Source organism: Caballeronia sp. ATUFL_F2_KS9A, assembly GCF_023630765.1.
Lineage (GTDB): Bacteria > Pseudomonadota > Gammaproteobacteria > Burkholderiales > Burkholderiaceae > Caballeronia > Caballeronia zhejiangensis.
Window position 1 is genome coordinate 29,278 of record NZ_JALQEK010000002.1, and the last position, 26,196, is coordinate 55,473.

The 26,196-nt window shown below is 62.5% G+C and carries 23 protein-coding genes; 13 read left to right on the top strand and 10 right to left on the bottom strand.

The genetic code is table 11. The features are described from left to right. Positions 1 to 243 precede the first annotated feature (243 nt). Positions 244 to 558, top strand: coding sequence for an ATP-dependent Clp protease adapter ClpS (clpS, locus tag NCS67_RS02380; protein WP_008351199.1), 315 nt, complete (start codon positions 244 to 246; stop codon positions 556 to 558). Further along, entirely contained in the window at positions 555 to 2,858 is a 2,304-nt protein-coding gene (gene clpA, locus NCS67_RS02385; protein WP_008351197.1) for an ATP-dependent Clp protease ATP-binding subunit ClpA, read from the top strand. Before clpS ends, clpA begins: the two co-directional genes overlap by 4 nt. A gap of 176 nt (positions 2,859 to 3,034) precedes the next feature. Here clpA and NCS67_RS02390 read toward each other — a convergent pair whose 3' ends face one another. From NCS67_RS02390 to NCS67_RS02415, 6 genes are all read right to left on the bottom strand, one after another. Next, positions 3,035 to 3,652: a hypothetical protein gene (locus NCS67_RS02390; RefSeq protein ID WP_250433957.1), complete on the bottom strand. Its 618-nt coding sequence runs from the start codon at positions 3,650 to 3,652 to the stop codon at positions 3,035 to 3,037. A gap of 482 nt (positions 3,653 to 4,134) precedes the next feature. Beyond that, complete coding sequence (gene dut, locus NCS67_RS02395) at positions 4,135 to 4,581, bottom strand: dUTP diphosphatase (protein WP_008351195.1); 447 nt, start codon at positions 4,579 to 4,581, stop codon at positions 4,135 to 4,137. A gap of 88 nt (positions 4,582 to 4,669) precedes the next feature. Further along, positions 4,670 to 5,878, bottom strand: a complete 1,209-nt coding sequence (gene coaBC / locus NCS67_RS02400) for a bifunctional phosphopantothenoylcysteine decarboxylase/phosphopantothenate--cysteine ligase CoaBC (RefSeq protein ID WP_034472998.1) — start codon at positions 5,876 to 5,878, stop codon at positions 4,670 to 4,672. 54 nt (positions 5,879 to 5,932) lie between these two features. Further along, positions 5,933 to 6,451 (bottom strand): signal peptidase II, encoded by a 519-nt coding sequence (lspA, locus tag NCS67_RS02405; protein ID WP_033537118.1) that lies wholly within the window; start codon positions 6,449 to 6,451, stop codon positions 5,933 to 5,935. Further along, entirely contained in the window at positions 6,452 to 9,283 is a 2,832-nt protein-coding gene (gene ileS, locus NCS67_RS02410) for an isoleucine--tRNA ligase (protein WP_250433959.1), read from the bottom strand. A gap of 95 nt (positions 9,284 to 9,378) precedes the next feature. Continuing rightward, the gene (locus tag NCS67_RS02415; RefSeq protein WP_008351191.1) at positions 9,379 to 10,374 is read right to left on the bottom strand and encodes a bifunctional riboflavin kinase/FAD synthetase; all 996 of its coding nucleotides are present in this window, start codon (positions 10,372 to 10,374) and stop codon (positions 9,379 to 9,381) included. Positions 10,375 to 10,523: 149 nt separating this feature from the next. On the opposite strand from NCS67_RS02415, the gene purN reads away from it, so the two are divergent. The 6 genes from purN to nadC all read left to right on the top strand — a co-directional run bounded on the left by purN (position 10,524) and on the right by nadC (position 17,388). Then, positions 10,524 to 11,174, top strand: a complete 651-nt coding sequence (gene purN, locus NCS67_RS02420) for a phosphoribosylglycinamide formyltransferase (protein WP_175982813.1) — start codon at positions 10,524 to 10,526, stop codon at positions 11,172 to 11,174. Continuing rightward, complete coding sequence (locus tag NCS67_RS02425) at positions 11,171 to 12,469, top strand: RsmB/NOP family class I SAM-dependent RNA methyltransferase (RefSeq protein WP_008351189.1); 1,299 nt, start codon at positions 11,171 to 11,173, stop codon at positions 12,467 to 12,469. Before purN ends, NCS67_RS02425 begins: the two co-directional genes overlap by 4 nt. Positions 12,470 to 12,472: 3 nt before the next feature. Next, a complete protein-coding gene (locus NCS67_RS02430) occupies positions 12,473 to 13,837 on the top strand; it encodes a mechanosensitive ion channel family protein (protein WP_250433962.1) in 1,365 nt (454 codons plus the stop codon). A gap of 239 nt (positions 13,838 to 14,076) precedes the next feature. Continuing rightward, a complete protein-coding gene (locus NCS67_RS02435; RefSeq protein ID WP_008351187.1) occupies positions 14,077 to 15,273 on the top strand; it encodes a DesA family fatty acid desaturase in 1,197 nt (398 codons plus the stop codon). A 115-nt stretch (positions 15,274 to 15,388) separates the two neighbouring features. Then, positions 15,389 to 16,516 (top strand): quinolinate synthase NadA, encoded by a 1,128-nt coding sequence (nadA, locus tag NCS67_RS02440; protein WP_034472958.1) that lies wholly within the window; start codon positions 15,389 to 15,391, stop codon positions 16,514 to 16,516. Next, a complete protein-coding gene (gene nadC / locus NCS67_RS02445) occupies positions 16,516 to 17,388 on the top strand; it encodes a carboxylating nicotinate-nucleotide diphosphorylase (RefSeq protein ID WP_008351185.1) in 873 nt (290 codons plus the stop codon). The genes nadA and nadC overlap by 1 nt, the downstream gene beginning before the upstream one ends. On the opposite strand, the gene nadB is transcribed toward nadC, so the two are convergent. From nadB to radC, 4 genes are all read right to left on the bottom strand, one after another. Next, a complete protein-coding gene (nadB, locus tag NCS67_RS02450; RefSeq protein WP_008351184.1) occupies positions 17,385 to 18,983 on the bottom strand; it encodes an L-aspartate oxidase in 1,599 nt (532 codons plus the stop codon). The genes nadC and nadB overlap by 4 nt on opposite strands. A 189-nt stretch (positions 18,984 to 19,172) precedes the next feature. Further along, entirely contained in the window at positions 19,173 to 19,340 is a 168-nt protein-coding gene (gene rpmG / locus NCS67_RS02455) for a 50S ribosomal protein L33 (RefSeq protein ID WP_007180630.1), read from the bottom strand. Positions 19,341 to 19,351: 11 nt separating this feature from the next. Beyond that, complete coding sequence (gene rpmB / locus NCS67_RS02460) at positions 19,352 to 19,585, bottom strand: 50S ribosomal protein L28 (RefSeq protein WP_008351171.1); 234 nt, start codon at positions 19,583 to 19,585, stop codon at positions 19,352 to 19,354. Between the two features lie 216 nt (positions 19,586 to 19,801). Further along, positions 19,802 to 20,551, bottom strand: coding sequence for a RadC family protein (radC, locus tag NCS67_RS02465; RefSeq protein ID WP_250433973.1), 750 nt, complete (start codon positions 20,549 to 20,551; stop codon positions 19,802 to 19,804). A gap of 204 nt (positions 20,552 to 20,755) precedes the next feature. Between radC and NCS67_RS02470 the strand changes: the two genes are divergently transcribed. The 5 genes from NCS67_RS02470 (at position 20,756) to NCS67_RS02490 (ending at position 26,190) form a co-directional block, all read left to right on the top strand. Next, positions 20,756 to 21,211: an FKBP-type peptidyl-prolyl cis-trans isomerase gene (locus NCS67_RS02470; protein ID WP_008351167.1), complete on the top strand. Its 456-nt coding sequence runs from the start codon at positions 20,756 to 20,758 to the stop codon at positions 21,209 to 21,211. 2 nt (positions 21,212 to 21,213) lie between these two features. Beyond that, on the top strand, positions 21,214 to 22,176 hold the full coding sequence (gene ispH, locus NCS67_RS02475) for a 4-hydroxy-3-methylbut-2-enyl diphosphate reductase (protein ID WP_008351164.1): 963 nt from the start codon (positions 21,214 to 21,216) through the stop codon (positions 22,174 to 22,176). Positions 22,177 to 22,606: 430 nt separating this feature from the next. Beyond that, complete coding sequence (locus tag NCS67_RS02480) at positions 22,607 to 23,833, top strand: branched-chain amino acid ABC transporter substrate-binding protein (RefSeq protein ID WP_008351162.1); 1,227 nt, start codon at positions 22,607 to 22,609, stop codon at positions 23,831 to 23,833. A gap of 212 nt (positions 23,834 to 24,045) precedes the next feature. Beyond that, positions 24,046 to 24,996 (top strand): branched-chain amino acid ABC transporter permease, encoded by a 951-nt coding sequence (locus NCS67_RS02485; protein WP_008351160.1) that lies wholly within the window; start codon positions 24,046 to 24,048, stop codon positions 24,994 to 24,996. Positions 24,997 to 25,020: 24 nt separating this feature from the next. Then, entirely contained in the window at positions 25,021 to 26,190 is a 1,170-nt protein-coding gene (locus tag NCS67_RS02490) for an ABC transporter permease subunit (protein WP_008351157.1), read from the top strand. Positions 26,191 to 26,196: the final 6 nt, after the last annotated feature.

A 26,196-nucleotide genomic window follows, 5' to 3' on the forward strand; every position in this document is an offset into this window, starting at 1 on the left:
GCATAATCGACTCACTTGTGTGATACCCGGCGGCCCGCAGCGCTTGGTGCTCGGTTTGTTTTTTTTGAAGCTGTGCGATACTGGTTTCGACGAGGTGCAAGCGGGCCGCGCCGAAATGTTGGGCAGCGGCAGGATTCGATGGGCGACACCTGTGCGAGTGCGGTTTTCAGCGACACATTCCGACCGGGCGGTCGGTGCTGGAGCGGCGATTGCGAGGACGTCCGTGATGTTTAGAATGGGTGTATGGCGATCAATCCCAACAAGCAGGATGGCACGGTACTGGAGCGGCAGGAGCAGAAGCTCAAGAAGCCGGCCATGTACAAGGTGGTGCTGCTGAATGACGACTTCACGCCGATGGAATTCGTCGTGATGATCGTGCAGGAATACTTCAATAAGGATCGTGAGACCGCGACGCAGATCATGCTCAAGGTTCATCGCGAAGGCAGGGGAGTTTGTGGGGTCTACACGCGAGACATTGCGTCGACCAAAGTTGAGCAAGTCGTTAGCCATGCACGGCAAGCGGGGCATCCGCTGCAGTGCGTGATGGAGGAAGCATGATTGCCCAGGAACTGGAAGTCAGTCTGCACATGGCGTTTATGGAAGCACGTCAGGCGCGGCATGAGTTCATAACGGTCGAGCACCTGTTGCTCGCCCTGTTGGACAATCCGACCGCGGCTGAAGTGTTGCGCGCCTGCGCAGCCAACATTGAAGATTTGCGTCAGAACCTGCGCAATTTCATTCATGACAACACGCCGACCGTGCCCGGCACGGACGACGTCGATACTCAGCCGACGCTTGGTTTCCAGCGCGTGATCCAGCGCGCGATCATGCACGTGCAATCGACTTCGAATGGCAAGAAGGAAGTGACCGGCGCGAACGTGCTGGTCGCGATCTTCGGCGAGAAGGACTCGCACGCGGTGTACTACCTGCAGCAGCAGGGCGTCACGCGTCTCGATGTCGTGAATTTCATTTCGCACGGCATTGCGAAGACGAATAGCGGCGACGCCGCCAAGGCGAGCAGCGAAGCGAATCCGGAATCGGAAGACGCCGCTGCGCAGAAGGAAACGCCGCTCGCGCAGTTCACGCAGAACCTCAACCAGCTCGCGAAGGACGGCAAGATCGATCCGCTGATCGGCCGTGAACTCGAAGTCGAGCGTGTGGTGCAGGTGCTGTGCCGCCGTCGCAAGAATAATCCGCTGCTCGTCGGCGAAGCCGGCGTCGGCAAGACGGCGATCGCCGAGGGCCTCGCATGGCGCATCACGCGCGGCGAAGTGCCGGACATCCTCGCCGATGCACAGGTCTACTCGCTCGACATGGGCGCGCTGCTCGCCGGCACGAAGTATCGCGGCGATTTCGAGCAACGTCTGAAGACGGTGTTGAAGGAACTGAAAGAGCGTCCGCACGCGATTCTGTTCATCGACGAAATTCATACGCTGATCGGCGCGGGCGCGGCATCGGGCGGCACGCTCGACGCATCGAACCTGCTGAAGCCGGCGTTGTCGTCGGGTCAGTTGAAGTGCATCGGCGCGACCACGTTCACGGAATATCGCGGCATCTTCGAGAAGGACGCGGCGTTGTCGCGGCGTTTCCAGAAGGTCGATGTCACCGAGCCGTCCGTCGAACAGACGGTGGCGATTCTGCGCGGCCTCAAGACGCGCTTCGAAGAGCATCACGGCGTGAAGTATTCGTCGGGTGCGCTGTCGGCGGCGGCGGAACTGTCGGCACGATTCATCACGGACCGTCATCTGCCGGACAAGGCCATCGACGTGATCGATGAAGCGGGCGCGGCGCAACGCATCCTGCCGAAGTCGAAGCAGAAGAAGACCATCGGCAAGAGCGAGATCGAAGAGATCATCTCGAAGATCGCGCGCGTGCCGGCGCAGAGCGTGTCGCAGGATGACCGCAGCAAGCTCCAGACGCTCGATCGCGACCTGAAAGCCGTCGTGTTCGGTCAGGATCCGGCGATCGACGCGCTGTCGGCGTCGATCAAGATGGCGCGCGCGGGTCTCGGCAAGCTGGACAAGCCGATCGGCGCGTTCCTGTTCTCCGGCCCGACGGGCGTCGGCAAGACGGAGGTCGCGAAGCAGTTGGCGTTCACGCTGGGCATCGAACTGCTGCGCTTCGACATGTCGGAGTACATGGAACGTCATGCGGTCAGCCGTCTGATCGGCGCGCCGCCGGGATATGTCGGTTTCGACCAGGGCGGTTTGCTGACCGAAGCCGTCACGAAGAAGCCGCATTGCGTGCTGCTCCTCGACGAAATCGAGAAGGCGCATCCGGACATCTACAACGTGCTCTTGCAGGTGATGGACCACGGCACGCTGACGGACAACAACGGACGCAAGGCGGATTTCCGCAACGTCATCATCATCATGACGACGAACGCGGGGGCCGAGGCAATGGGCAAGGCGGTGATCGGCTTCACGTCGCGACGCGAGTCGGGCGACGAAATGGCCGACATCAAGCGCATGTTCACGCCGGAGTTCCGCAACCGTCTGGACCAGATCATCAGCTTCCGTTCGCTGGACGAGGAAATCATCCTGCGCGTGGTCGACAAGTTCCTCATGCAACTGGAAGATCAGTTGCACGAGAAGAAGGTCGATGCGGTCTTCACCGATTCGCTGCGCAAGCACCTGGCGAAGCACGGTTTCGATCCGCTGATGGGCGCGCGTCCGATGCAGCGTCTGATTCAGGACACGATCCGTCGCGCCTTGGCCGACGAGCTCCTGTTCGGCAAGCTGGTCAACGGCGGCCGCGTGACGGTCGATGTCGATGCGGACGACAAGGTGCAGCTGACGTTCGACGAAAACTCGGCGCCGCCGCGCAATCCGAATCCGGAAGCGATCGAAGTGGATTAACGCGTTTAAGGCGGGACGATAAGCGTGGACTCGAAAGAGCCCACGCTTTTTTTTTGCGCGTTTCACAACAGGCCGTTCCATGCTCAAGCATGTTTAATGTATCCGTGTCCCATCCCATCAGTCTCGAAGTCCAGATGATGCGCGGAAACGAGCAAGCGCGTTTTCTGTTTGCGTCCTCACGGGTTGAGCGTTCCGACCATGATGTTGATCGAGCTGATGGTTACGATGCGCAAGTCTTTATCTCCAGTTGTACCTGAGAGCCGAAACTTGCCGTGTTCCCCGTTATTGCTGTGAAACGAGACTGCCGATGAGGGTTTTACGAAGTCCGGCGACACTCCGAATATGGTGAAAAATCTCCAGCCGATTCCTTGCATGCACGACGAATCGTGGTGATCGTCGGGGCTCGCCAGTACGGTTTCCAGAGGCGGGGGCGGAAGCGGGCCAAGGATGATTTCCTCGCAGTCATTGCCGTGTATGTCTGCATCTACTTGAATGGCGACAAGGTAGAACAGGCCGTTATACGACGTCGGAAACAATTGCGCGGTGTAGGTGTTGGAGTAGAGACTCACTTGAGCCACATCAAGCTTACTTACTACGGTAGAAGTTGTTTCGCCCAGAAGCGCCTGCCCATCACGGCCGGGGTTGCAGACTGATTGGACGCCAGCGTCATTGGAGTAAAACCAGTGGTCATAGAATTTGAATCCGCTGGCAGGCGGTGCAAGGCCGGACAGCGAGACGGTGGGAAATTCCAGTGCGAGCTGATAGTTGTCTGAAAACATACATTCTTGGGCCATGATGCACTCCTAGAGATATGACTGTGAATCCTAAATAAAGCAGCGCGGATTAATCCAATTGGATCGAGTATTGAAGCGGTCTACATGGCTACCTCCACGGGTTTATTAAGTCAGAGTCGACAACAAACATTTGAATCGGAATTTCGCAGCGGAAACGTGCGTGAAAACATTGGGCTCATCGTCAAGCGATGAACTCGATGCTGTCTCGAACAACGCGCCGAGATAGCTGCAGTTATGTTGATGGAGATAGTCCGCGCGTTCTTTTGCTGTAGGGAGTTATAGGTTTGTAATGTCAAAATAACTGTGAAGGTTTGTAATACGCGCAAGCGATTTGATTGCGAGAATTTTCCTATTTGAAAGTTCGATATTTTGGATCGTTAAACAAAAACGCGGATTATCTAAAAGATAATCCGCGTTTCATCGGTAATGGAACTGATCAGTGGGACGATCTATGTCTCGTCCCAGCGCGAGTGCATTCGCTTTCAGTGTTTCCCGGTACTTCCAAATCCACCAAGCCCGCGCTCGCTCGCTTCGAAATCATCGACGATATTGAACTGCGCCTGCACGACCGGCACGATCACCATTTGTGCGAGACGCTCCATCGGGTTCAGCGTGAACGCGGTGTCGCCGCGATTCCACGTCGAAACCATCAGTTGGCCTTGATAATCCGAATCGATCAGCCCAACGAGATTGCCGAGAACGATGCCATGCTTGTGACCCAGACCCGAGCGCGGAAGGATCATCGCGGCATAGCCGGGATCGGCGAGATGAATGGCGAGGCCGGTCGGCACGAGCACGGTCTGATGCGGCTCGATGACGAGCGGCGCATCGAGGCACGCGCGCAGATCGAGGCCCGCGCTGCCGGGCGTGGCGTAGGCGGGCATGAAGTCGCGCATGCGCGCATCGAGAATCTTGACGTCGAGTTTCATGGATCGAGGCGTTATTGAATGGAATGGCCGAGCTCGAAAGCATCGGCGGGAAGTCGATAGGAGCGCGTGCGCGCGGCGTCGAGTTCGGTCACGACAACAGCGTGCCGCCGGTCTTCGGCGCGCGTTTTGCGATCTCCGCGATCAGCGTGCGCGCGAGTTCCTGCTTGCCGGCGCGCGGCAGCGGTGTCGTGCCGCTTTCTTCGAACAGCACGACTTCGTTGTCGTCGCGTCCGAACGTGAGCTGTCCGATATTGCCGATCAGCAGCGGCACGTTCTTGCGCTTGCGTTTCTCATCGCCATGAACCTCGAGATTGCCGCTTTCCGCCGCAAAGCCGACGCAAAAAGGCGGATTCGGCAGCTTCGCCACCGACGCGAGAATGTCCGGATTCTCGATGAAGTTGAACGTCGGCAACGCGTCGGCGGTCTTTTTGATCTTCTGCTCGCTGACGTGATCGACGCGCCAGTCCGCCACCGCGGCGACCGCGATGAAGATGTCGGTGTCAGGGGTCGCGGCCATCACCGCATCGTGCATTTCCTGCGCGGTCTGCACGTCTTCGCGATACACGCCCCACGGCGTCGGCAGGGAAACCGGACCGGCGACGAGATGCACGTCCGCGCCCGCCTGCGCCGCCGCGCGTGCGAGCGCGAAGCCCATCTTGCCCGACGAACGATTGGTGATGCCGCGGACCGGATCGAGCGGCTCGAAGGTCGGACCGGCGGTAATCAGCACGCGCTGGCCGCGCAGAATCTTCGGCTGAAAGAACGCGCAGATCGCTTCGAACGCGGCTTCCGGCTCGATCATGCGGCCGTCGCCGACTTCGCCGCACGCCTGCGAGCCCGAATCCGGACCGAGCACTTCGACGCCATCGGCGCGAAGCTGGCTGACATTGCGCTGCGTCGGCGGGCTTTGCCACATCTGGCGGTTCATCGCGGGCACGACGAGCAGCGGGCAATCGCGCGCGATGCACAGCGTCGAAAGCAGGTCGTCGCACATGCCATGCGCGAGCTTCGCCATGAAGTCGGTCGAGGCGGGCGCGATGACGATCGCATCCGCTTCGCGCGAAAGATCGATGTGCGGCATGTTGTTCGGCATGCGCGCATCCCACTGCGACGTGTACACGGGACGGCCCGACAGCGCCTGCATCGTGACGGGCGTGATGAACTGCGTGGCCGCTTCGGTCATCACGATCTGCACGGTTGCGCCGGCCTTGACGAGCAGGCGCGTCAGTTCGGCGATCTTGTAGCAGGCGATGCCGCCGGTCAGTCCTAAAACGAGATGTTTGCCCGCGAGTTCCAACTTGCCTCCATCGCAAAAGAACACGGCTCCGTGAGAGGAGCCGCGTCGTGAATATCAACGTGAACCGCGCACGCGCCGCAGTTCGTCGAAAATCAGCAGGACCGCGCCGACGGTGATCGCGCTATCGGCGAGGTTGAACGCCGGCCAGTGCCACGCGTTCACATGAAAATCCAGAAAGTCGATGACGTGCCCGTACGCAATCCGGTCGATGACATTGCCGATCGCACCGCCCATGATGAGCGACAACGCCGTGCAGAACATGCGCTGCCCCGAATGGCGCTTGAGCAGATAGCAAATCACGATCGCCGCGACGACGCCCAACGCCGTGAACGCCCAGCGCTGCCAGCCGCCCGCCATCGCGAGGAAGCTGAACGCCGCGCCGCGGTTGTAGACGAGCAGCAGATTGAAAAAGGGCGTGAGCGCATGCGGATCGCCATAGGCGAACACGCGCTGCACGGCGATCTTCGTCAACTGGTCGAACAGAATGACGATCAGCGCGACGCCGAGCCACGGCGCGAGCGAACCGCTGCTCGCGGTTCTAACGGAAGTTTGCTTTGCCATCGTTCGAGCCATTTATGCCGCGCCTCGCGTTTCGCCTGCGCCGAAGAGATTGGAGAAGCAGCGGCCGCAGAGGCCCGGATGTTCCGGGTGCGAGCCGACATCGGCGCAATAGTGCCAGCAGCGCTCGCACTTCATGTAGCTCGACGCGGCGACATCGACGCCTTCTTCTGCTTCGCTCGCCACCTTTTCCACTTGCGCCGACGACGTGATCAGCACGAAGCGCAATGCATCGCCGAGACTCGCGAGTGCGTCGTAACGCGCGCCGCTCGCACGAACCACGACTTCCGCCTGCAGCGACGAACCGATCTGATTGGCCGTGCGCGCTTCTTCGAGCGCCTTGGTGACGTCGCCGCGCGCGCTGCGGATGAGCGTCCACTTGTCGAGCAGATCGCCGCCGTTCGCGATCTCCGGATACGTCGCGAAGACTTCCGTGAAGATCGTTTCCTGACCGGGCTTGAGCACCTTGTACGCTTCTTCGGCCGTGAACGACAGATACGGCGCGACGAGACGCAACAAGCCGTGCGCGATATGGAACAGCGCGGTTTGCGCGCTGCGGCGCTCGCGCGAATCGGGCTTCGTGGTGTAGAGGCGATCCTTCAGCACGTCGAGATAGAAGCCGCCGAGGTCTTCCGAGCAGAATGTCGCGATCTTCGCGACGACCGGATGGAATTCGTACTTCTCGTAGTGCGCGAGGGCGTCGTCCTGCAGATTGCGCGTGAGCGCGATGGCGTATCGATCGATTTCGAGCCAGTCCTGAACCGGCAGCGCGTTCTTGTCGAAATCGAAGTCCGACAGATTCGCGAGCAGGAAGCGCAGCGTGTTGCGGATACGGCGATACGTCTCCGTCACGCGCTTCAGGATTTCCTCGGAGATCGCGAGCTCGCCCGAATAGTCCGTCGATGCGATCCACAAACGGATGATTTCCGCGCCAAGGCGATTGGACACTTCGTGCGGATCGATGCCGTTGCCGAGCGACTTCGACATCTTGCGGCCTTCGCCATCGACGGTGAAGCCGTGCGTGAGCAGCGCGTCGTAGGGCGCGCGGCCGTCGAGCATCGACGCGGTGAGCAGCGACGAATGGAACCAGCCGCGATGCTGGTCCGAGCCTTCGAGATAGAGATCGGCCGGAAACTGCAGCGAATCCTTGTGCGAGCCGCGCAGCACGTGCCAGTGCGTCGTGCCGGAATCGAACCACACGTCGAGCGTGTCGCGGTTCTTCTCGTACATGTTGGCTTCGTCGCCGATCAGTTCGCGCGGATCGAGCGATTGCCACGTTTCGATGCCGCCTTCCTCCACACGCTTCGCCACTTCTTCCAGCAACTCCAGCGTGCGCGGATGCAGCTCGCCGGTTTCCTTGTGCACGAAGAACGCCATCGGCACGCCCCACTGACGCTGACGCGAAAGCGTCCAGTCCGGGCGATTCGCGATCATGCTGTAAAGACGCTGCTTGCCCCATGACGGATAAAACGCCGTGTTCTCGACGCCTTCCAGCGCGATCTCGCGCAGCGTGCGGCCGCCGTCCTTCGGCTTCACGTCCATGCCGGCGAACCATTGCGAGGTCGCGCGATAGATGATCGGCGTCTTGTGGCGCCAGCAGTGCATGTAGCTGTGCGTGTACTTTTCGCTCTTGAGCAGCGATCCCGCGCCTTCGAGCGCTTCGACGATCTGCGGATTCGCCTTCCAGATCGACAGCCCGCCGAACAGCGGCAACGATTCGATATAGCGGCCATCGCCCATCACCGGGTTGATGATGTCCGAGTCCGGCATGCCGTGCGCCTTGCACGACACGAAGTCTTCCACGCCATACGCCGGCGACGAATGCACGATGCCCGTGCCGCTTTCCGTCGTCACGTAATCGCCGAGATAGACCGGCGCCGTGCGCTTGTAGCCCGGATGCGCTGCCGCGAGCGGATGGTGGAAGCGCAGGTTCGCGAGCTTTTCGCCGGTCGTCGTCGCGATGACTTCGCCCGTCAGGCCGTAGTTCTGCAGGCACGCTTCGACGCGCTCCTGCGCGAGGATCAGGAGACCGCGCGGCGTATCGACGAGCGCGTAGACGATCTCCGGATGCACGTTCAGCGCCTGGTTCGCGGGAATGGTCCAGGGCGTCGTCGTCCAGATGACGATGCCGCCTTCCGTCTTCGGCAGCGCGGGCAGGCCGAACGCCTGCGCGGTCTTCTCCGGTTCGGCGAACGCGAACATGACGTCGATGGTCGGATCGGTCTTGTCCTTGTATTCGACTTCCGCTTCGGCCAGCGCCGAGCCGCAGTCGAAGCACCAGTTTACCGGCTTCAGGCCGCGGAACACGAAGCCCTTCGCCATGATCTTGCCGAGCGCGCGGATCTCGCCCGCTTCGTTGGCGAAGTTCATCGTCTTGTACGGATTGTCCCAGTCGCCGAGCACGCCCAGGCGCCGGAAGCCGACCTTCTGTTTTTCGATCTGCTCGCCCGCATACGCGCGCGCCTTCCGCATCACTTCGATGGCGGGCAGCGTCTTGCCGAACTGCTTTTCGATCTGGATTTCGATCGGCATGCCGTGGCAGTCCCAGCCCGGCACGTAGACCGCGTCGAAGCCCGCGAGATTGCGCGCCTTGACGATCATGTCCTTCAGTATCTTGTTGACGGCGTGACCGAGGTGGATGTCGCCGTTCGCATACGGCGGGCCGTCGTGCAGGATGAACTTCTTGCGGCCCTTCGACGCCGCGCGGATCTTCTCGTAGATCTTGTTGTCCTGCCACTCCTTGACCCACGCGGGTTCGCGCTTGGGCAGGTCGCCGCGCATCGGGAAGGGCGTGTCGAGCAGGTTGACGGGATACTTCGAGGAGGCTTTTTCTTTCTTGTCGCTCATGGGTGACTCAGTGAATTCGGTGAGACGGCGCTCGTCTTTTAGCGCGCGGTGATTCGGAAGCGGGGCAGCGGACGGCACAAGAACGCGCCGCACGCTCACCTAATTCGGTCGGTCGCCGAGATGGCGAAGCCCGTCGCGCGGCTGCCGGCGTTGCTCGCGGGCGGCAGGCCGAAGTACGCGCGCGCGTTGTCGACGTCTTTCGCGATGGCGCGGCCGAGCGTTTCGAGGTCGACGTACTTTTCCTCGTCGCGCAGCTTTTTCAGGAATTCGACGCGCACGAGCTTGCCGTAGGCGTCGCCGTGCCAGTCGAGCACGAACACTTCGAGCAGCACGCGGCCGGAATCGTCGACGGTCGGGCGCAGGCCGAGGCTCGCGACGGCGGGCAGCGGTTCATCGGCGAGGCCGTGCACGCGCACGACGAAGATGCCCGCGAGCGCCGGCCGCTTGTGCGCGATCGGCAGATTCAGCGTGGGAAAGCCGAGATCGCGTCCGAGCTTCGCGCCGTGCACGACGTGACCGCTGATGACATACGGGCGCCCGAGCGCGACTTGCGCCGCGTCGAGATCGCCCGCGACGAGCGACGCCCGCACCGACGACGACGATATGCGCGTGCCGTTCGGATGCGCGACTGTTGCCATCTGCTCGACTTCGAAGCCGTATTTCTCGCCGGCGGCTTTCAACGACTCGAAATTGCCCGCGCGTTTCGCGCCGTAGCAGAAGTCGTCGCCGACCATGACCCAGCGCGCGTGCAGGCCATCGACGATGACGTTCTTCACGAACGTATCCGGCGATTGTCCCGCGAACGTCTTGTTGAAATGCTCGACCACCACGCGATCGACGCCGTTGGTGCGCAGCGCTTCGAGCTTGTCGCGCAGCATCGCGATGCGCGGCGGCGCGCCCGCCGGATTGAAGAACTCGCGCGGATGCGGCTCGAAAGTCATCACGCAGACCGGCAGGCCGCGCGCGTCGGCGGCTGCCCGCACGTGCGCGAGCAGCGCCTGGTGGCCGCGATGGACACCGTCGAAATTGCCGATGGTCAGTGCGCAGGGCGCCCGGCTTTCGGCATTGGGGAGGCCGCGAAAGACTCTCACGATAGGCGATGGTCGGTGGGAGGGGCTGATGCTGCAAAGCGTTAGATTATAAACGCTCGCAAGGAGGACGGGCGCGAGCGCCCCGGCGCGATGCCTGACCGAACCCGTTTGGCACGATTTTCGCACCCTTCGAATGATAAAATCCGCGGATGAAAAAAATCGTCATTCTGATCTCCGGACGCGGGAGCAACATGGAGGCCGTCGTGCGTGCATGCGCGCGCGAAGGCTGGCCGGCTCGCGTCTGCGCGGTCATTTCCAACCGGCCCGATGCCGCCGGGCTAGGCTTCGCGGCCGCGAACGGCATCGAAACGAAGGTGGTGGATCATCGTCAGTTCGACGGTCGCGAATCGTTCGATGCCGCACTCGCGCGCGAAATCGATCGCTTCGAGCCCGATCTCGTCGTATTGGCCGGCTTCATGCGCGTGCTGACCGACGCCTTCGTCGCGAAATATGCCGGGCGCATGCTCAACATTCATCCGTCGCTGCTGCCGTGTTTTCCGGGCTTGCGTACGCATCAGCAGGCGCTCGACGCCGGCGTGCGCGTGCACGGCGCAAGCGTGCATTTCGTGACGCCGACGCTCGATCACGGGCCGATCGTCGCGCAAGGCGCGGTGCCGGTCGTCGCCGGCGACGATGCCGCCGCGCTCGCCGCGCGCGTGCTCAAGGTCGAGCACGACATCTATCCGCGCGCGGTGCGCTGGTTTATCGAAGGGCGTCTTTCTATCGAAGGGGAGCGCGTCGCGCTCACGCCGTCTGAGCCGCAATGGCTCTTTGCCGACATTGCCGGGGAGGGCGTATGAGGCTGCATGGATTTCTGATCGGACAAACCGAAACGCTGCTTGCGGACGTGCTCCGCTTTTCCGGCCCCGCCGATGCCGCGACGAGCCGCTTTTTCCGCGCGCATCCGAAGCTCGGGCACGGCGAGCGCGGCGTGATCGCCGAGGCGGTTTTCGCGGTGCTGCGCCGGAAGATGGAGTTTTCGCATCTCGCGGAAAGCGGCAGCGGCAACCAGGCGCGCCGTCTGGCGCTGCTCGGGCTGATGCAGACGGCCGGGCTCTCCGCGCTGAAGCCGTTCGTCTCGGCCGATGAGTATCAATGGCTCTCGCAAGTCTCGAAGATCGATCCGGCGAGCTTGCCGGTGCGCGTGCGGACCAACCTGCCGCAGTGGATCTACGACGCGATGGGCAAGCGCTTCGAGCCGGAGGAACTCGCGCAGCTCGCCGCCGCGCTGAACTATCCCGCGCCGCTCGATCTGCGCTCGAATCCGATCAAGGCGGATCGCAAGGTCGTGCTGAAGGCGCTGACCGAAGCGGGCATCGACGCCGGCGAAATGCCGTTCGCGCCGTTCGGCATCCGCGTGGACGGCAAGCCGGCGCTCACGCGTCTCGCGCCGTTCCAGGAAGGCTGGATCGAAGTGCAGGACGAGGGTAGCCAGTTGCTCTGCTCGCTGATGGCCCCGCGCCGCGGCGAAATGATCGTCGATTTCTGCGCGGGCGCGGGCGGCAAGACGCTCGCCCTCGGCGCGATGATGCGCTCGACCGGCCGTCTCTACGCCTTCGACGTGTCCGATCGCCGGCTCGCGAAGCTCAAGCCGCGGCTTGCGCGCAGCGGTCTGTCGAACGTGAATCCGGTGCTGATCGACAGCGAGCACGACGCGAAGATCAAGCGTCTCGCGGGCAAGATCGACCGCGTGCTCGTCGATGCGCCGTGCTCGGGCCTCGGCACGCTGCGTCGCAATCCGGATCTGAAGTGGCGCCAGTCGCCCGCGACCGTCGCGGAACTCACGCCCAAGCAGCTCTCGATCCTGTCGAGCGCCGCGCGCCTCGTGAAGACCGGCGGCCGTCTCGTCTATGCGACCTGCTCGATGCTCGAAGCGGAGAACGAAGACGTCGTGAAGCAGTTCCTCGAGACGCATCCGAACTTCCGCGTCGTGCCCGCGCGCGACGTGCTGGCGGAACAGCGCATCGATCTCGATACGGGCGAATTCCTGTCGCTGTGGCCGCACAAGCACGGCACCGACGGCTTCTTCGCGGCGGTGCTGGAGCGCGTGCCGGACGCCGCAAAAGCGCCCAAAGCGGCCGAAGAAACCGCGTAAGCAATGCAGAACCACTTCCTGAACGAACTCTCCGCGCGGCTCTTCCGCGATTTCGGCGAGCCGGAAGTGATCTGGCAGGTGGCCGCGCTCGTCGGCCTGCTCGTAGTGGCGTGGTGGTGCGCGCGTCTGCTTCGCAAGAAGCTCGATGCGCGCCGCCAGTCGCGTTTCGAAGCCGTGCGCTTCGGCGCGGAAAGTCTCAACAAGGCGCTGTTTCCGTTGCTCGGCACGGTTTTCGTGTCGATCGCGCAGGTCGTGCTCGCGCCGTTCATCCATACGTCGCTGTTGCGGCTCGCGCTCGTGCCGCTGTGCGGCATCACCGTCATCTACACGATGCTCTACGTCGCGCGGCGCGTGTTCAGCCGCGGCCAGACGGAGCACGAGGCGAACGCGCTGCTGTATCTCTTCGAGAAACTCGTCACCGTGATCGTCTGGGTGACGATGGTGCTCACCGTCATGGGCATTCAGGACGACGTCGTCCACTGGATGGCGAGCGTGCGCTTCAACTTCGCGAACGCGCACATGACGCTGCTCTCGCTCGCCTCGGGCGTGCTGTGGGTGTGCGTGACGCTGATCGTCGCGATGTGGGCGGGCGCGCTGCTCGACGACCGCCTGATGCGCGCCCGCTCGCTCGACGCGAATCTCAAAGTGGTGCTCGCGCGCGTCGGCCGGGCGCTGATGATCCTCGCCGCCATTCTGGTGAGCTTGTCGATCGTCGGCATCGACATCACGGTGCTCGGCGTGTTCGGCGGCGCGCTCGGCGTCGGGCTGGGCTTCGGCTTGCAGAAGATCGCGAGCAATTACGTATCGGGCTTCATCATTCTGCTGGACCGCTCCTTGCGGCTCGGTGACATGATCAATGTCAGCGGAAATCAGGGCACGGTCACGCAGATTCGCACCCGATACACGGTGGTGCGCGGCCTCGACGGCATCGAAACGCTGATTCCGAACGAAAAGCTCATCACCGACGTGGTGCAGAACCATTCGTCGTTTCTCACGCGCGGCAACGCGAAGATCGCGGTGCAGGTGAGCTATCGCTGCGACGTCGAACGCGCGATGCAGTTGCTCGTCGAAGCAACGCAGGGCGTCGAGCGCGTGTTGCAGGACCCGGCGCCCGCGGCACTGCTCGCGAGCTTCGGCGCGGACGGAATCAATCTCGAACTGAGCTTCTGGATCGAAGAGGCCGCCAAAGGTACAGGCGGCGTAAAGTCGCACGTAAATCGGGCGGTTTGGCGGTTATTCTGCGAGCATGGCATTGAAATCCCGTACCCTCAGCGCGAGATAAGGATTATCGACGGCGTGCCCCGCCCGGGCGGCGAATCGGTACTTAATGCCGGAAGCGGCGGTGAAAGCGCTGCGCCTGCCGCCTGATCGCTGATCGTCAGAACCAATCTTTCGATTTGGCGTCGGAATCAACACCAATTCGGGGCGTGAGTTTTTCCTCGTTTTGGTACGATTCAAAAAATTTCACCTTTAGGACAAAGACTTGGAACGCATGCAGTAGAATGCGATCGAACTTGCGCACGTTCCTTTCATGTGCCCAACGCGTTGTTCGAAGTCTGTTCGACCGGCCATTTTTCCCGAATTTCACAGCTACACAGGTAACTGCCTTGCTGAATTCTTCCCTTGAATTTCTCGCCAACGGATTGCTGGACTTCTCCTGGTGGCAGATTCTGCTGTTCACGCTTGCGATGACTCACGTCACGATCGCCGGCGTCACGATTTACCTGCACCGTTGCCAGGCGCATCGCGCGCTGGATCTGCATCCGGTCGCGAGCCACTTCTTCCGTTTCTGGCTGTGGATGACCACCGGCATGTTGACCGGCCAGTGGGCGGCGATCCACCGCAAGCACCACGCGAAGTGCGAAACCGAAGAAGATCCGCACAGCCCGCAGACGCGCGGCATCTGGAAGGTGCTGCTCGAAGGCGCGGAGCTTTATCGCGCGGAAGCGAAAAACGAAGAAACCATGCGCAAGTTCAGTCACGGCACGCCGAACGACTGGATGGAACGCAACGTCTACACGCGTTATCCGATCCTGGGCATCAGCATCATGATGGTCATCGACGTGGCGCTGTTCGGCATCGTCGGTCTGTCGGTCTGGGCCGTGCAGATGATCTGGATCCCGTTCTGGGCGGCGGGCGTCGTCAACGGTCTCGCGCACTGGTGGGGCTACCGCAACTTCAATTCGTCGGATGCATCGACGAACATCTTCCCGCTCGGCATTCTGATCGGCGGCGAAGAACTGCATAACAACCATCACACGTTCGCGACGTCCGCGAAGCTGTCGAGCAAGTGGTACGAGTTCGACATCGGCTGGCTGTACATCCGCATGATGTCGATGGTCGGCCTCGCGAAGGTCAAGAAGGTCGCGCCGACGCCGAAGCTCGCCGCCAGCAAGGCCGTCGTCGATCAGGACACGCTGCAGGCCGTGCTCGCCAACCGCTACGAAGTGATGGCGCGCTACGGCAAGGCGCTCAAGCACGCCTACGCGCAGGAACTGGCGAAGCTGAAGGAGGCCGGCGCGCGCGAGAAGTATCAGTTGATGCGCGGTGCGCGCAAGTGGTTCCACAAGGAAGAAGACGGCCTGAACGAGCCGCAGTTGAAGCAACTGCCGGAGCTGACTTCGGATAATCAGAAGCTGCGCACGTTCATCGAGCTGCGCAAGGATCTGTCGGCGATGTGGGATCGCTCCAACGCATCGCGCGAGCAACTCGTCACGCAATTGCAGGACTGGTGCCATCGCGCGGAAGAAAGCGGCATCAAGGCGCTGCAGGACTTCGCGTTGCGTCTGCGCCGCTACGCCTGACGCGCGATATCCGTTAAAATTTGAGGACGTCACAAGACCCCGCTCTGGCGGGGTCTTTGTTTTTGTGCAGCCGATTCTTGCGTTACGTTGTTGGCACGGAGCAGGGGACAGGGACATGGAAGCGATCAGGAGCGTCGAGTACGACCGGCCGCAAGGCCTGACGTGTGGAGTGGGCGAAGCGTGGGCGCGCGTGCCGGACGCACCGTCGGCCGAACGGAAGCGCGAGTTGAAGGAGCGCATTCGCGCGTTGCTCAAGCGCGAAGAAGCCGTGCTCGTCGCGCACTATTATGTCGACGCTGAGCTCCAGGAACTCGCCGACGAAACTGGCGGCTGCGTTGCCGACTCGCTCGAAATGGCGCGGTTCGGCCGCGATCATGCTGCGAAAACGCTGGTCGTCGCGGGCGTGCGCTTCATGGGCGAGACGGCCAAGATTCTGAGTCCGGACAAACGCGTGCTGATGCCCGACCTCGACGCGACCTGCTCGCTCGACCTCGGCTGCCCGGCCGACGAATTCTCAGCATTCTGCGACGCGCATCCGGACCGCACGGTCGTCGTGTACGCGAACACGAGCGCGGCCGTGAAGGCGCGCGCGGACTGGATGGTCACATCGTCGATCGGGCTTGAAATCGTCGCCGATCTACACGCGCGCGGCGAAAAAATCCTGTGGGCGCCGGATCGTCACCTCGGCAGCTATATCCAGAAGAAGACCGGCGCGGACATGCTGCTGTGGCAAGGTTCATGTCTCGTCCACGACGAGTTCAAGGGCATCGAGCTCGATTTGCTGCGCAACGAATATCCCGACGCGAAAATCCTCGTGCACCCGGAATCGCCGGAAGGCGTCGTCGCGCTCGCGGATGTCGTCGGCTCGACCACGCAACTCATCGACGCCGCGGTGAAGCTGGACGCGAAGCGCTTCATCGTCGCGACGGACCTCGGCATCCTGCACAAGATGCGGCTCGCCGCGCCCGGCAAGATTTTCATCGAAGCGCCGACCGCCGGGAACAGCGCGACCTGCAAGAGCTGCGCGCACTGTCCGTGGATGGCGATGAACGGTCTCGCCAATCTCGCCGACGTGCTCGAACGCGGTCACAACGAGATTCACGTCGATCCGGCCATCGGGCAGCGCGCGCGCGTGCCGATCGATCGCATGCTCGACTTCGCGGCGCGTCACAAGAAACGCGTGCAGGCGAGCGGCGATCTCGCCAAGGACGGAACGCTGTTTTCGAACGTGGGAGCCGCGTGATGACGTATCCGGCGATTTTCGAGGAAGTCCGCAAGCAATACGGCGAAGCATTCGACGATGCGCTCGCACGCAATGTCGTCGATGCGCTCGAAGAAGACGTCGGCACGGGCGATCACACCGGGCGCCTCGTGCCCGCCGACGCCCGCCGCACCGCGCGCATCATCGTGCGCGAGGAAGCGGTGCTGTGCGGCGCGCCTTGGTTCGACGAAGTCATGCGCCGCGTCGATCCGACGATCGAAGTCGAATGGCAGTATCGCGAAGGCGATCGCATGGCGGCCAACTCCACGGTCGTACTGCTGCACGGCCCGGCGCGCTCGCTTCTGACGGCGGAGCGCAACGGCCTCAACTTCCTGCAATTGCTGTCGGGCGTCGCGACCGCCACGCGCCGCTATGTCGACGCGATCGAAGGCGCGCGCGCACGGATTCTGGACACACGCAAGACGCTGCCGGGCTTGCGGCTCGCGCAGAAATACGCGGTGCGCGTCGGCGGCGGCGCGAATCAGCGCCTCGCGCTCTACGACGGCATTCTCATCAAGGAAAACCATATCGCAGCGGCGGGCGGCGTCGGCGCGGCGATGGATGCGGCGCTCGCGCTGAAGGCGGGCGTGCCGATTCAGATCGAGGTCGAAACGCTGGAGCAACTCGAGACGGCGCTCGCACATCGGGCCGAATCGATCCTGCTCGACAACTTCACGCTCGACATGATGCGCGACGCGGTGCGCATCACGGCCGGGCGCGCGTTGCTCGAAGTGTCGGGTGGCGTGAACTTCGACACGGTGCGCGCGATCGCGGACACGGGCGTCGATCGCATTTCCATCGGCGCGCTCACAAAAGACCTGCGCGCGACCGATTTTTCGATGCGTCTGCTCTAAAGGCTCGTGCGGCGCGCGGCCGGCGGCATCAGCACCGTCGGCAGCGCTTTCGGCAAGGTCGCGGGCCAGTCGCGGCTGTAGTGCAGGCCGCGGCTCTCGCGGCGCGAGCACGCGCTTTCGACGATCAGCGACGCCACATCGACGAGATTGCGCAGTTCCAGCAGATCGCGGCTCACCTTGAAGTTGGCGTAGTACTCATGAATCTCGTCGCGCAGCAGCGCGATGCGATGTTGCGCGCGCGCAAGGCGCTTGTCCGTGCGCACGATGCCGACGTAATTCCACATCAGGCGGCGCAGCTCGTCCCAATTGTGCGCGACGACGACTTCCTCGTCCGGATCGGACACGCGGCTTTCGTCCCAGTCGGGCAGTTGGGCGTGACAACCATTCGAGAAGCCGTCCGCTTCGATCGCCTGCGCCGCCGCGCGCCCGATCACGAGGCATTCCAGCAGGGAATTGCTCGCGAGCCGGTTCGCGCCGTGCAGACCCGTGTACGACGTCTCGCCGACCGCATACAGCCCCGGACGATCCGTGCGCCCCGCGAGGTCCGTGACGACGCCGCCGCAGGTGTAATGGGCGGCGGGCACGACGGGAATCGGCTCCTTCGCGATATCGATGCCGAATTCGGCGCAGCGCGCGAGGATCGTCGGAAAGTGCTCTTCGAGAAACGCGCGCGGCTGGTGGCTGATGTCGAGATACACGCAATCGATGCCACGCTTCTTGATCTCGAAGTCGATCGCGCGCGCGACGATATCGCGCGGCGCGAGTTCGGCGCGCTCGTCGTGCGCGGGCATGAAGCGCGTGCCGTCCGGCAGACGCAGCACGCCGCCTTCGCCGCGCACCGCTTCGGAGATCAGAAACGACTTCGCATACGGATGGAAGAGGCACGTCGGATGGAACTGGATGAACTCCATGTTCGCGACGCGGCAACCCGCGCGCCACGCCATTGCGATGCCGTCGCCGGTCGCGGTGTCGGGATTGGTCGTATAGAGATAGACCTTGCCCGCGCCGCCTGTCGCGAGAACGGTGTGCGGCGCCTGGATCGTCACGGTGCGGCCCGAGTTCAGATCGAGCGCGTAGAGGCCGTGACAGCGATGGCCGGGCAGCCCGAGACGGTCGGACGTGATCAGGTCGATCGCGTAGTGATCTTCGAGGACGGTGATGTTCGGATGGTTGCGCACGCGTTCGGAAAGCGTCGTGACCACCGCGTGGCCGGTCGCGTCGGCGGCGTGGATGATGCGGCGATGACTGTGACCGCCTTCGCGCGTCAGATGGAAGCCGAGTTCGGCGGAGACATCGCGCGTGAAGGGCACGCCTTCGTCGATGAGCCATTCGATCGCGGCGCGCCCGTTTTCGACGATGAAGCGCGTCGCGGCTTCGTCGCACAGTCCGCCGCCCGCGACGAGCGTATCGTCGACGTGATTGTCGACGCTGTCGGCGGAGTCCAGCACCGCCGCGATGCCGCCTTGCGCCCAATCGCTCGCGCCGACGCTCGCCGCGCGCTTCGCGAGAATCGCGACGCGCCGCGTCTCGGCCAGATTGAGCGCGACGCTCAGACCCGCGAGGCCGCTTCCTACGATCGCCACATCGAAATTCATACTGCCGGTTCTCCGTCCGTGTTCTTCGTCGATAGCCGGCAAGCATAACGCGCATGAACATTCCGTGACAGCGAAAACCCCCGCACGATCGTGTGCAAAGCGTGTTAAAGCGGCGCCGGAAAACAAAAAGCCCCGCGAGGTGCGGGGCTTTCTGCTGTCTTCGTGCAGGCTACTCAAAAATCAAGCGGCTTACTTGATCTTGGTTTCCTTGTACTCAACGTGCTTGCGGACGACCGGATCAAATTTCTTGATCAGCATCTTTTCCGGCATGTTGCGCTTGTTCTTGGTCGTCGTGTAGAAGTGACCCGTGCCTGCGGTCGATTCCAGCTTGATCTTGTCGCGTGCGCCCTTGGCCATGTGCGTGCTCCTTAGATTTCACCGCGTGCGCGCAGGTCTGCGAGCACGGCGTCAATACCGTTCTTGTCGATCAGGCGCAGGCCGGCGTTCGAAACGCGCAGACGCACCCAGCGATTTTCACTTTCAACGAAGAAACGGCGATTCTGCAGGTTCGGCAGGAAGCGACGCTTGGTCTTGTTGTTTGCGTGGGAAACGTTGTTGCCCGACATCGGGCCTTTCCCAGTTACTTGGCATACGCGTGCCATGGTGACACTCCTAATACACGTTGAGTCCGAGACGAACGCTCGAATCGAAAGCACTCGCTTTCAGCTTCGATGCCTCTTATCGCCCAATTTGCCGATCGGGGACTTGGCAGCACGGTTATGCCAATGAGGGCCGCATTCGTTCAGAACAGGCGGGTTGAGAAAAGCAAACGAGGATTCTAACAGGAAAAACGCTGCAATATCAAACGTTTTATGCCGTCACAGCCAGCCATGCCGCGCGAACGAGAAGACCTCGTTCGCCGCCACGACGATGTGATCGAGCAGCCGCACGTCGATGAGCGTCAGCGCGTCCTGCAGCGTCTTGGTGAGTCGCCGGTCGTTCGCGCTCGGCTCGACGCCGCCCGACGGATGATTATGCGCGACGATGAGCCCCGCCGCGTTCAGCGTGAGCGCGCGCCGCACGATCTCACGCGGATACACGGCCACGCGCGTCAGCGAGCCGCGCGCCGACTCCTCGACATGCAGCAACTGATGGCGCGCATCCAGATACAGAGAGATGAACACCTCGTAGGGCCGCGTGCCGATCAAGAGCCGCAGATAGTCTTCCACCGCGCCCGGCGCGTTCAGCAGTTCGCGATCGCGCGCCTTCTCGGCGAGCGCGCGCCGGCACAATTCCGATACGGCGATGAGCGTCGCCGCCCGCGCCGGCCCGATGCCGCGCAGTTCGCGCAATTCCGCCGCCGACGCGTCCAGCACGCCGCGCAGCGACCCGAAACGCAGCAGAAGCTGACGCGCCACATCGACGGCCGTGGCCCCCGGAAGGCCGGTGCGCAGGAACAAGGCGAACAGTTCCGCGTCCGACAGCGACGCCGGGCCTGTATCGAGCAGGCGTTCGCGCGGCCGGTCCGCGCGCGCCCACTTGCGGATCGGCAGGAGAGGCGCGGTCGCGGACAAACTGTCGCCGTCGGGTGCGACGAGCGGCGGCACGAGCCGCAGATCGGCGCTCATCGCGGTGCTCCCCGACCGCGTGTCGTGCGGGCAAGCGCACACGGGACTGAGCCGCGTGACGCGTGCTGCCACAACTCTGTCTTACAATAGCGGTTTTGGCGTCCGGTTCGCACGGGCGCCGTGCGGTTCGCTGCCACGCGCCGAAGAGCCGCCCCATGCGGGGCCTGCGCCCTGCCTTCAAACGAACGGCCACATCCAATACTCATGAGCATCATCGATATCTCCGAGGTGAAACCCGGTTCGCACGTCACGCTTCATTACCGGCTCGCGCTTGCCGATGGTGCTGACATCGTCAATACGTTCGCCGACAAGCCCGCGACGCTTCTGCTAGGCGCAGGGCAACTCGCCGAACCGTTGGAAGAGATTTTGCTGGGACTGAAGGTCGGCCACCATTCGACCTTTCAGCTAACGCCGGATCAGGCGTTCGGGCCGCGCAATCCGGAACTGGTCCAGTGGGTGTCGCTCGCGACGCTGCGCGAAAACAGCATGATCGGCGAGGATTTTTCTCCCGGCGATCTCGTCGAATTCAACGCGCCGAACGGGGGACGCTACGCCGGCGTGCTGAAGGAAGTCGGCGAAACGGCGGCACTGTTCGATTTCAATCACCCGCTCGCGGGCCAGGCGCTCGTCTTCGAAGTGAAAATCATCGGGATTCTGTAACCATGATTGAAAGCCTCAACGAAGTTCAGACCGACGTCGAAATCCTGCTCGCGCAGCCGCGCGGGTTTTGCGCGGGCGTCGATCGCGCGATCGAGATCGTCGAGCGCGCGATCAAATTGTTCGGCGCGCCCATCTACGTGCGCCACGAGATCGTGCATAACGCATATGTCGTCGCCGATCTGCGCAAGAAGGGCGCGATTTTCATCGAAGAGCTTTCCGACGTGCCCGAAGGCGCGACACTGATCTTCAGCGCGCACGGCGTCTCGAAAGCGGTGCGCAGCGAAGCGGAGGCGCGCGGCCTGCGCGTGTTCGACGCAACGTGCCCGCTCGTGACCAAGGTGCATATCGAAGTCGCGAAGATGCGTCAGGAAGGCTTCGACATCGTGATGATCGGCCACAAGGGTCATCCGGAAGTCGAAGGCACGATGGGCCAGTCGGGCGAGGGCATGCATCTCGTCGAGGATATCGACGACGTGCTGAAGCTCGATCTGCCCGATCCGCAGCGCATCGCGTACGTGACGCAGACGACGCTTTCGGTCGACGATGCCTCCGCGATCATCGACGCGCTCAAGAGCAAGTATCCCGAGATCAAGGAGCCGAAGAAGCAGGACATCTGCTACGCGACGCAAAATCGCCAGGACGCGGTGAAATTTCTCGCGCCGCAGTGCGACGTCGTGATCGTCGTCGGCAGCCCGAACAGCTCGAATTCGAGCCGTCTTCGCGAAGTCGCTGAGAAGCGCGGCATCCCTTCTTATATGGTCGATTCGCCGACGCAGATCGATCCGCGGTGGGTGGAAGGCAAGAAGCGCATCGGCGTGACGGCGGGCGCATCGGCGCCGGAAGTGCTGGCTCAGGCTGTGATCGCGCGTCTGCGTGAACTCGGCGTGCGCAACGTGCGCTCGCTCGAAGGCATCGAAGAGACGATCTCGTTTCCGCTGCCGCGCGGACTGTCGCTGCCGCAGTAACTAGCGGCCTTCCTCTAAAAAAGCGCCTGCGGGCGCTTTTTTTTTTCGCGCTTGAAACCCATCGGGCGCCATCGAAACGGAACCCTCACGCGAGAGATGACACCAAGCGTAAGCACCGATATTGGGCGCGCGCCGCGACGAGCAATTTCGCCGAAAGCCTTCAGGGTTTCCCCGTAAATCCGATAAGCAAACGTAACCGTCGGAACCGATCGATTAAACCTGTTCCCGTTGTGGTGCAACTGCTGCACAAATGCGGATCGCAACCCGGTTGCGCTCTAGCCGGAAAATCGCTCGAAAATGCTGGTTGCAATGCTGGAAAACCCCGCCACGCAAGAATATTGCTCGTCTCATATTTAGCGTTACAATGCGCGCGTCTTGAGGCCAGAAGGGTTCACGACGACAGTTTTTAGAGGCGCAGGAGACCTATTTGATGCGATTCAAGTTTGCTCACGCCGTGTCCATCGCGGCTGCGGTTGCAATGGCAACCGCATGCGGCAAGAAGGATGAAGGCGGGGCGAGCACAGCGGCATCGGCAGCGAGTTCCGCCGCCGTGCCCGTTGCGTCCGCGCCGGCGCCAGCGCCCGCGAGCGAAGCAACTGTCGTGAAGATCGGTCATGTGGCACCCCTCACGGGCCTGCAGGCTCACCTCGGCAAGGACAACGAAAACGGCGCGCGTCTCGCACTGGAGGAGATCAGCGCGCAAGGCTTGACCATCGACGGGCGTTCCATCCGCCTCGAGCTCGACGCCCAGGACGATGCAGCCGATCCGCGCGTCGGCACCGAAGCCGCGCAGAAGCTCGTCGATGACCACGTGGTTGCGGTGATCGGCCACATGAATTCGGGCGTGTCGATTCCGGCGTCGAAGATCTACAGCGATGCGGGCATCGCGCAGATTTCGCCGTCGACGACGAATCCCGAGTACACGAAGCAGGGCTACAAGACGACGTTTCGCGTCGTCGCGACCGATGCGTTGCAGGGCCCGGTCCTCGCCGGCTACGCGATGAAGACGCTGCACGCGAAGAAGATCGTCGTGGTCGACGACGCGAGTGCCTACGGCCGCGGCCTCGCCGACGAATTCACGAAGAGCGCGCAGGCCGGCGGCGTGAAGATCGCCGCGCGCGAAGCAACGACCGAGAAGGCGCGCAACTTCAAAGCGATTCTCACGAAGATCAAGCGCATCCAGCCGGACGTCGTGATGTACGGCGGCATGGACGTGACGGGCGGCCCGTTCGCCAAGGAAGCGGCGGCGCTCGGCATCAAGGCGAAGATTCTGGCGGGCGACGGCGTCTGCACCGACAAGGTGGCCGAGCTCGCGGGCGACGCGGTGCAGAACATCGTCTGCTCGGAGGCGGGGCTCGCGCTTTCGAAGATGGACAAGGGAGCCGACTTCGAGAAGAAGTACGAAGCGCGCTTTCACACGCCGGTGCAGATTTACGCGCCGTTCACGTATGACGCGATGTACGTGATCGTCGATGCAATGAAGCGTGCGAACTCCATCGAAGCGCCCAAGGTGCTCGCTGCGATTGCCACGACCGACTACAACGGTCTGACGGGGCATATCGCATTCGACGACAAGGGCGATCTGAAGGCGGGGACCATCACGCTGTACGACTTCAAGGACAAGAAGAAGGACGTACTCGACGTCGTCAAGCAGTAGGCAGTCTGGCGGCGCCAGCTATCCGGCGGCGCTGTTTTCGTATCCGTCCGTGAACCGCTCGCAGCCTCATCCGGCCGCGGGCGGACGATCGGCGCTCAACCCTTACCGGTTTTTTAAAAGTACGCGCAGTGCCGCTTCAGATTTCACTTCACACCGGTTTATCGGCCGGTGATAAAGGCGTTATCGAATCGCACGGGGCTAAGGAGCTTTAAATGGATATTTTCATCCAGCAGATCCTCAACGGTCTGGTGCTTGGCAGCGTCTACGCCATCATCGCGTTGGGTTACACGATGGTGTACGGCATTCTCGGCATCATCAACTTCGCGCACGGCGACGTGCTGATGGTCGGCGCGATGGTCGCGCTCTCCGCCATCGGCGTCATGCAGAATCACGCGCCCGGCTTGCCCGGACCGATCATGCTGACGATCGCGCTCGTTATCGCCGCGATCGTCTGCGCGATCGTCGGTTACACCATCGAACGCGTCGCGTACCGGCCGCTGCGCAAGGCGCCGCGTCTCGCGCCGCTGATTACCGCGATCGGCGTCTCGATCCTCTTGCAGACCATCGCGATGATGATCTGGGGCCGCAATCCGCTCGCCTTCCCGCAGCTTCTGCCGACCGATCCGATCAACGTGATCGCCGCCGACGAAACCCGTCCGGGCGCGGTGATCTCGATGACCGAAATCGTCATCATCGTCGTCGCGTTCCTCGTGATGGGCGGCCTGCTGCTCCTCGTGCACAAGACCAAGCTCGGCCGCGCGATGCGCGCGATCGCCGAGAACCCGGGCGTCGCGTCGCTGATGGGCGTGAACCCGAACTTCGTGATTTCCGCGACCTTCATGATCGGCTCGGCGCTGGCTGCGTTGGCGGGCGTGATGATCGCGTCGGAATACGGCAACGCGCACTTCTACATGGGCTTCATTCCCGGCCTGAAGGCGTTCACGGCGGCGGTGCTGGGGGGCATCGGCAACCTGGGCGGCGCGATGGTGGGCGGCGTGCTGCTCGGTCTCATCGAACAGTTGGGCGCCGGTTACATCGGCAATCTGACGGGCGGGGTCTTCGGTTCCAACTACCAGGACGTCTTCGCCTTCGTCGTGCTGATCATCGTGCTCGTGTTCCGTCCGTCGGGTCTGCTCGGCGAACGTGTCGCGGACCGCGCTTAAAGAACGTGTGAGGAGCTCAAAAAAATGACTTCGATTCAACCGATTGAGCCGTCCACGACGCTCATCCCCGAGAAGAACATGACGAAGACGCTCGTCATCGGCATTCTCACCGCTGTGTTCGTGATTGCCGCGCCGATGGTCATCGGCGCAGCGGGCGGCAACTACTGGGTCCGCGTGCTCGACTTCGCGATGCTCTACGTCATGCTCGCGTTGGGTCTCAACGTCGTGGTCGGCTTCGCCGGCCTGCTCGACCTGGGCTACATCGCGTTCTACGCGGTCGGCGCTTACACGGCGGCGTTGCTGTCGTCGCCGCAACTGTCGACGCAATTCGAGTGGATCGCGGCGCTCGCGCCGAACGGACTGCATGTGCCGTTCCTCATCATCGTGCCGATCGCGATGGCGCTCGCCGCGACCTTCGGCGTGCTGCTCGGCGCACCGACGCTGCGTCTGCGCGGCGACTACCTCGCGATCGTGACATTGGGCTTCGGGGAAATCGTCCGGATCTTCATGAACAACCTCGATCGTCCGGTCAACATCACGAACGGTCCGAAGGGCATCACGGGTATCGATCCGGTGCACGTCGGCGGCTACAGCCTCGCGCAGACGCACGAGTTCTTCGGCTTCAAATTCCCGTCGGTGTACCTGTACTACTACCTGTTCGTGCTGTGCGCGCTGTTCGTGATCTGGGTGTGTACGCGCCTTCAGCATTCGCGTATCGGCCGCGCGTGGGCCGCTATCCGCGAAGACGAAATCGCCGCGAAGGCGATGGGCATCAACACCCGCAACGTGAAGCTGCTCGCATTCGCGATGGGCGCGTCGTTCGGCGGTCTGTCGGGCGCGATGTTCGGTGCGTTCCAGGGCTTCGTGTCGCCGGAATCGTTCACGTTCTGGGAGTCGATCGTCGTGCTGGCGTGCGTGGTGCTGGGCGGCATGGGCCATATTCCGGGCGTGATTCTCGGCGCGGTGCTGCTCGCCGTGTTCCCCGAATTCCTGCGCACGACAATGGGTCCGCTGCAGAACGCCATCTTCGGTCATCAGCTTGTCGATACCGAAGTCATCCGCCAGTTGCTGTACGGTCTGGCGATGGTGCTGATCATGCTGTATCGCTCGGAAGGCCTGTGGCCCGCCGCGAAACACGAAGACAAGATCGCGAAGATCGCGAAGCGCAACGGCAAGAAGCCGGTGCGTGCTTAAAGGCGG

Bases quoted from the DNA above. Each gene is read 5' to 3' on its own strand.
- clpS (WP_008351199.1), top strand. From the start codon at position 244: ATGGCGATCAATCCCAACAAGCAGGATGGCACGGTACTGGAGCGGCAG.
- clpA (WP_008351197.1), top strand. From the start codon at position 555: ATGATTGCCCAGGAACTGGAAGTCAGTCTGCACATGGCGTTTATGGAA.
- NCS67_RS02390 (WP_250433957.1), bottom strand. From the start codon at position 3,652: ATGGCCCAAGAATGTATGTTTTCAGACAACTATCAGCTCGCACTGGAA.
- dut (WP_008351195.1), bottom strand. From the start codon at position 4,581: ATGAAACTCGACGTCAAGATTCTCGATGCGCGCATGCGCGACTTCATG.
- lspA (WP_033537118.1), bottom strand. From the start codon at position 6,451: ATGGCTCGAACGATGGCAAAGCAAACTTCCGTTAGAACCGCGAGCAGC.
- ileS (WP_250433959.1), bottom strand. From the start codon at position 9,283: ATGAGCGACAAGAAAGAAAAAGCCTCCTCGAAGTATCCCGTCAACCTG.
- purN (WP_175982813.1), top strand. From the start codon at position 10,524: ATGAAAAAAATCGTCATTCTGATCTCCGGACGCGGGAGCAACATGGAG.
- NCS67_RS02425 (WP_008351189.1), top strand. From the start codon at position 11,171: ATGAGGCTGCATGGATTTCTGATCGGACAAACCGAAACGCTGCTTGCG.
- NCS67_RS02430 (WP_250433962.1), top strand. From the start codon at position 12,473: ATGCAGAACCACTTCCTGAACGAACTCTCCGCGCGGCTCTTCCGCGAT.
- nadA (WP_034472958.1), top strand. From the start codon at position 15,389: ATGGAAGCGATCAGGAGCGTCGAGTACGACCGGCCGCAAGGCCTGACG.
- nadC (WP_008351185.1), top strand. From the start codon at position 16,516: ATGACGTATCCGGCGATTTTCGAGGAAGTCCGCAAGCAATACGGCGAA.
- nadB (WP_008351184.1), bottom strand. From the start codon at position 18,983: ATGAATTTCGATGTGGCGATCGTAGGAAGCGGCCTCGCGGGTCTGAGC.
- rpmG (WP_007180630.1), bottom strand. From the start codon at position 19,340: ATGGCCAAGGGCGCACGCGACAAGATCAAGCTGGAATCGACCGCAGGC.
- rpmB (WP_008351171.1), bottom strand. From the start codon at position 19,585: ATGGCACGCGTATGCCAAGTAACTGGGAAAGGCCCGATGTCGGGCAAC.
- radC (WP_250433973.1), bottom strand. From the start codon at position 20,551: ATGAGCGCCGATCTGCGGCTCGTGCCGCCGCTCGTCGCACCCGACGGC.
- NCS67_RS02470 (WP_008351167.1), top strand. From the start codon at position 20,756: ATGAGCATCATCGATATCTCCGAGGTGAAACCCGGTTCGCACGTCACG.
- ispH (WP_008351164.1), top strand. From the start codon at position 21,214: ATGATTGAAAGCCTCAACGAAGTTCAGACCGACGTCGAAATCCTGCTC.
- NCS67_RS02480 (WP_008351162.1), top strand. From the start codon at position 22,607: ATGCGATTCAAGTTTGCTCACGCCGTGTCCATCGCGGCTGCGGTTGCA.
- NCS67_RS02485 (WP_008351160.1), top strand. From the start codon at position 24,046: ATGGATATTTTCATCCAGCAGATCCTCAACGGTCTGGTGCTTGGCAGC.
- NCS67_RS02490 (WP_008351157.1), top strand. From the start codon at position 25,021: ATGACTTCGATTCAACCGATTGAGCCGTCCACGACGCTCATCCCCGAG.